This is a genomic window from Actinophytocola sp. (assembly GCF_036402745.1).
Lineage (GTDB): Bacteria > Actinomycetota > Actinomycetes > Mycobacteriales > Pseudonocardiaceae > Actinophytocola.
Genome location: NZ_DASWSJ010000117.1, coordinates 1 through 5476, shown reverse-complemented (window position 1 = coordinate 5476; position 5476 = coordinate 1). Strand labels below are relative to the sequence as shown.

At 73.7% G+C, this 5476-nt stretch carries 5 protein-coding genes; 3 read left to right on the top strand and 2 right to left on the bottom strand.

The window, feature by feature from the left end; translation table 11 throughout:
* Window positions 1-399, bottom strand: a 399-nt coding sequence (locus VGD70_RS11755) for a nuclear transport factor 2 family protein (RefSeq protein ID WP_331080996.1), incomplete at its 3' end; no start/stop codon positions are given.
* A gap of 125 nt (window positions 400-524) precedes the next feature.
* On the opposite strand from VGD70_RS11755, the gene VGD70_RS11750 reads away from it, so the two are divergent.
* From VGD70_RS11750 to VGD70_RS11740, 3 genes are read left to right on the top strand one after another with little or no spacing between them, the layout of a single operon-like run.
* On the top strand, window positions 525-1970 hold the full coding sequence (locus VGD70_RS11750; RefSeq protein ID WP_414637944.1) for an acyl-CoA synthetase: 1446 nt from the start codon (window positions 525-527) through the stop codon (window positions 1968-1970).
* Window positions 1963-3267, top strand: coding sequence for a carboxyl transferase domain-containing protein (locus VGD70_RS11745; protein ID WP_414637943.1), 1305 nt, complete (start codon window positions 1963-1965; stop codon window positions 3265-3267). Before VGD70_RS11750 ends, VGD70_RS11745 begins: the two co-directional genes overlap by 8 nt.
* A 59-nt stretch (window positions 3268-3326) precedes the next feature.
* Window positions 3327-4523, top strand: a complete 1197-nt coding sequence (locus VGD70_RS11740) for an SGNH/GDSL hydrolase family protein (protein ID WP_331080993.1) — start codon at window positions 3327-3329, stop codon at window positions 4521-4523.
* A gap of 9 nt (window positions 4524-4532) precedes the next feature.
* Here VGD70_RS11740 and VGD70_RS11735 read toward each other — a convergent pair whose 3' ends face one another.
* Window positions 4533-4988, bottom strand: a complete 456-nt coding sequence (locus VGD70_RS11735) for a helix-turn-helix domain-containing protein (protein ID WP_331080991.1) — start codon at window positions 4986-4988, stop codon at window positions 4533-4535.
* Window positions 4989-5476: the final 488 nt, after the last annotated feature.

Genomic DNA, 5476 nt, shown 5'->3' with positions numbered 1-5476 from the left:
CGTCCGCACCAAGCGGAAGTCGTACGTGCCACCCACCGTCCACAATGGAGAGCCGTGCGGGTTCGCCAGGCGGTGCACGCCCAGCACGTTCGCCGTCGCGCGGGCCTCGTCGGGCGACTCCGACGACTCGGACGACACGGTCACCAGCACGTTCGTGATCAGGTGCTGGGTCGCCTCCAGGCCGTCCATCGTGCGGCGCCACGAGCCCTGCGCGGACGTGCTCAGCAGGTCGTCCACCCCGGCCTCCTGCGGCTTGCCGCCCCACAGCGCGGTGTAGTCGGTGTACACCCGCTCGGTGAACAGACCCCGCAGCCCGTCCCAGTCGCGGCGGTCCAGGAACCACCCCATCCGCACCACCGTGTCGGTGATGTCCAACCGGTCCGCGAGCTCAGCCGTCATGCCGCCACGGTGCACAGCACCCAGCAACGAACGCTCGAGTATCCGTCAGTCCTGACCCGGCGACCGCTGACCCCCGGCCGCTCGGCGAAGCCGGGTCAGCCACGATGGTGGACATGAGGAGACCCATGCTGCTCCCAGAACTGGTCACCGGCACCGACCGGACCGCGCTGCGCTTCGGCGCCGTGGCGCTGACCTACCGTGAGCTCGCCCGGCTCACCGGTCACCTGGCCGGCAGGCTGACCGGCCGCGACCGGGTGGCGGTGTGGGCCACGCCGACCATCGAGACCTGCGTCGCGGTGGTCGGCGCGCTCGTCGCCGGGGTGCCGGTGGTGCCGCTGAACCCGAAGGTCGGCGAGCGGGAGCTGGCGCACATCCTCACGGACAGCGCGCCCGAGGTGGTGCTGGCCGCGCCCGACACCGAGCTGCCCGCGGGCCTCGCCGAGCTGCCCCGGCTGCCCGTCCTGCTCGAGCCGCAGGACGCCGCGCTGCCGCCGGCCCCCGAGGAGCCGGACGGCGAGACGCCGGCGTTCATCGTCTACACCTCCGGTACCACCGGCCCGCCGAAGGGCGTCGTGCTGCCGCGGCGGGCGGTCGCGACGAACCTGGACGCGCTCGCCGAGCTGTGGGCGTGGACCGCGGACGACGTGCTGGTGCACGGGCTGCCGCTGTTCCACGTGCACGGGCTGATCCTCGGTGTCATCGGCCCGTTGCGCCGCGGCGGCACGCTGCACCACCTGGGCCGGTTCTCCTCCGACGGCGTCGGCGCCGAGCTCGCGCGCGACGCCACGATGCTGTTCGGCGTGCCCACGATGTACCACCGGCTCGCCGCCGACTGCCAGGCCGACCCCGCGCTCGCCGCCGCCGTCGGCCGCGCGCGGCTGCTGGTGTCCGGCTCGGCCGCGCTGCCGGCCACCGACCACGAGCGGATCGCGGCGGCCACCGGCCAGCGCGTGGTGGAGCGCTACGGGATGACCGAGACGCTGATGAACTGCGGCGTCCGCGCCGACGGCGACCGGCGGCCCGGCACCGTCGGGCAACCGCTGCCGGGGGTCGAGCTGCGGCTGGTCGACGACGCGGGCGCCACCCTCGACGAGGCCGACGGCGAGACGGTCGGCGAGATCGAGGTGCGCGGGCCGAACCTGTTCCTCGGCTACCTGAACCGGCCGGACGCCACCGCGGCGGCCATGCGCGACGGCTGGTTCCGCACCGGCGACATGGCCGTGCGCGAGCCGGACGGCTACGTGCGGATCGTCGGCCGGCGGGCCACCGACCTCATCAAGAGCGGCGGCTACAAGATCGGCGCGGGCGAGATCGAGAACGCGCTGCTCGAGCACCCGGGCGTCGCCGAGGCGGCGGTCACCGGCGAGCCGGACGAGGACCTGGGCGAGCGGATCGTGGCCTGGATCGTGCCGAACGGCGACCCGCCTGTGCCCGACGAACTGGCCGACGAACTGGCCGACCACGTCGCCCGATTGCTGTCGCCGCACAAGCGGCCGCGGGTGGTGCGGTTCCGGGAGTCCTTGCCGCGCAACGAGATGGGCAAGATCATGAAACGGGCCCTGCGTGGTTGACGGCGCCCGGCAGGTCATCGCCGGGTTGGCCGACGACTTCGCCGAGTTCGACGCGGACCCGTCGCCGTACGGGCCGGACGGGCCGCTGGACTGGGCCGGCTACGGGACGGCCCGCAAGGAGGCGGCCGCGCGGTCGGGCACGGAGGAGTCGGTGGTGTGCGGGCGCGGCACGGTCGGCGGGGTGCCGGCCGTGCTCGTGTGCTTCGACTTCCGGTTCCTCGGCGGGTCGGTCGGCACCGGCACCGGCGCGCGGATCGTCCAGGCGTTCACCCGCGCGCGGACGTCCGGGCTGCCGGTGGTGTCGCTGATCGCGACGGGCGGCACCCGGATGCAGGAGGGCGTGCTGTCGCTGCGCCAGCTGCAGCTGATCACCCGCGAGGCCGTGCGGCTGACGACGCCGCACATCGCGGTGCTGCGGGACCCGACGACCGGCGGCGTGTGGGCGTCGCTGGGCGCGGGCGCCGACGTGGTGCTGGCCGAACGCGGTGCGCAGGTGGCGTTCGCGGGCCGGCGGGTCCGGCCCGTCGCGGAGGATCCGGCGTACACGGCGGAGGGCCAGCTCGCGGCGGGGAACGTCGACGAGCTCGTCGACTCACCGTTCGAGGCGGTCGGCGCGTGGTTGCGGGTGCTGTCGGGGGAGCGGGGCGAGCCGGCGGACGTGCCGCGTGCGCTGGGCTCGGCCGAGACGGCGGCGAGTGGCTGGGACGCGGTCCAGCGCACCCGGTCCGCCGCCCGGCCGCGCGCCGACGCGTACCTCGACGACTATTTCGACAGCAGGCGGGAGATCCGCGGCGACCGGGCCGGCGGGGTCGACGACGGCCTGCGGTGCGGGGTCGGCCTGCGGGGCAGCCGGTCGATCGCCTTCGCAGCGCAGCTGGGCACCGCGACCACACCCGCCGGCTACCGGACCGCGAGCCGCCTGGTCCGGCTCGCCGACCGGCTCGGCCTGCCGGTGCTCACCCTCGTCGACACGCCCGGCGCGGCGGCCGACCCGCGCGCGGAGCGGGCCGGTGCGGGGCCGGCGATCGCCGAGCTGTTCGCCACGATCGCGGCCGCACGGGTGCCGGTGACGACGCTGGTGGTCGGCGAGGGGGGCTCGGGCGGCGCGCTGGCGCTGTGCTCGCCGGACCGGCTGTGGATCGCGCCGGACGCGTACTTCTCGGTGATCGCCCCGGAGCTGGCCGCGGCGATCCTCAAGCGCGACCCCGCGGAGGTCCCCGCGCTGGCCGACCAGCTGCGGCTGCGCCCGCAGGACCTGCTGGAGCTCGGGGTCGTGCACGGGATCGCACCGCGTTGACACGCCCGTCACCTGATCAGCGGTTGCCGGCTCTTCGTTGCAGTACAACGGTGATCGTCATGAGACGGTTGCTGGTCTTCGGTACGACGGTGGTGGTGGCGTTCAGCGCGGTGACCGCGTCGGGCGCCGCCGACGAGGTACGGACGCCTGACGGCTGGGTGGGCACGTGGGCAGCCGCACCGGCGAACGGCGTGGCCAGTGCGCCGAACGGCTATCCGAACTACTCGATCCGCAACGTCGTGCACACCAGCGTCGGCGGGAGCCAGGCGCGGGTCCGCCTGTCGAACGCGTTCGGCACGTCGCCGCTGACGCTCGGCCGGGTGACGGTGGCCGTGGCGGCCGAGGCGGGCAGCCCGCGCGCGGTGGCCGGCTCGATGCGGACGCTGACCTTCGGCGGCTCGCCGACCGTGATCGTCCCGGTGGGCGCGGAGGTGCTGAGCGACCCGGCGTCGGTGCGCGTGCCCAGGGACGCGGACCTGCTGGTCACGACGTACGTGCCGACCCCGTCGGGCCCGGTGACCTACCACCCGGCGGCGATCCAGACGTCGTTCTTCACCCGCGACGGGGACTTCGCCGCGCAGGAGTCCGGCGCCGCGTTCACCGAGCGGACGTCGGTGTGGCACTACGTGAGCGGCGTGGACGTGCGGAGTCCGGCCGCGGGTGCGGTGGTGGCCTTCGGCGACTCGATCACCGACGGCGTCGGCTCGGCGTCGGGTGCCAACCACCGCTGGCCGGACCTGCTGAGCGACCGGCTGCGTGGGCGGCTCGGCGTGCTGAACGCGGGCATCAGCGGCAACCGCCTGCTGCTCGACGGCGGCGACTTCGGCCGCAACGCGCTGGCCCGCTTCGACGACGACGTGCTGAGTGTCGGTGGCGTGCGGACGCTGATCGTGCTGGAGGGGATCAACGACATCCAGCAGGTGCCGCACCAGACCGACCCGGCCCGGCTGGTGTCGGCCTACCGGCAGCTGATCGCGCAGGCGCACGCGCGGGGGATCCGGGTCATCGGCGCCACGATCACGCCGTTCAAGGGCTGGCAGGTCTACGACGAGACGCTGGAGGCGACCCGGCTGGCGGCGAACGAGTTCATCCGGCAGAGCGGCGAGTTCGACGCGGTGGTCGACTTCGACGCGGCGATCCGCGACCCGGCCGACCCGCTGCGGATGCTGCCGGCCTACGACACCGGCGACCACCTGCACCCGAACGACGCGGGCCTCCAGGCGATGGCGAACGCGGTGGACCTGTCCGAGCTGTAGCGGTCCGGCTCATGCCTCGCTCCGCTCGATCGGGTGGACCTCGCGCGCGGACTCGAGCAGATGGCCGTCCGCGCAACGCATCGTCACGCCGACCGGGGCGCCGCACCCGGCGTGGGTCAGCCGGACGGGAGGCCCGGAGGGGTCGGCGAGGTAGCGGTCGCCCCACTGCATGATCGACACCAGCACGGGGTAGAGGTCCATGCCCTTGCGGGTCAGCCGGTACTCGTGCCGCGCCCGCTGGCCCAGCACCTGGTAGGGCTCGCGCCGCAGGACCCCGTGCTCGACGAGGACCGCGAGCCGCGCGCTCAGCACCTGGCGCGGGGCGCCGGTGTTGTCCCGGATGTCGTCGAACCGGCGGACGCCGCGGAAGGCCTCGCGGAGCACCAGCATCGTCCAGCGTTCGCCGATCAGGGCAAGCGTGCGCCCGATCGAGCACTCCTCCGGCAGGTACCGCACCTCACTCACGACACGATGCTAAGGCACGTCTGACGGATCATCGGCCGCGCGATTCGCGCCCAGCTGTGTTGGATTGTTCGCTCCGCTTCTCCGCTACTCGCCGTCTTCCCTCCTCCCGTGCTCGGCGCTGGCGCGCCTGCGCGCGCTCGTCAGTCCAGACGGCGAACGCTCCGTCACTCCCGCTCACTGTGTTGAATTGTTCGCTTCGCTTCTCCGCTACTCGCCGTCTTCCCTCCTCTCGTGCTCGGCGCTGGCGCGCCTGCGCGCGCTCGTCAGTCCAGACGGCGAACGCTCCGTCGCTCCCGCTCACGGGTCCAGACGGCGAACGCTCCTGTGTTGAATGGTTCGCTTCGCTTCTGCGCTACTCGCCGTCTTCCCTCCTCACGTGCTCGGCGCTGACGCGCCTGCGCGCGCTCGTCAGTCCAGACGGCGAACGCTCCGTCACTCTCGCTCACTGACACGAAAACAGCCCCAAGTACGCCCGGTACGAGGCCGTT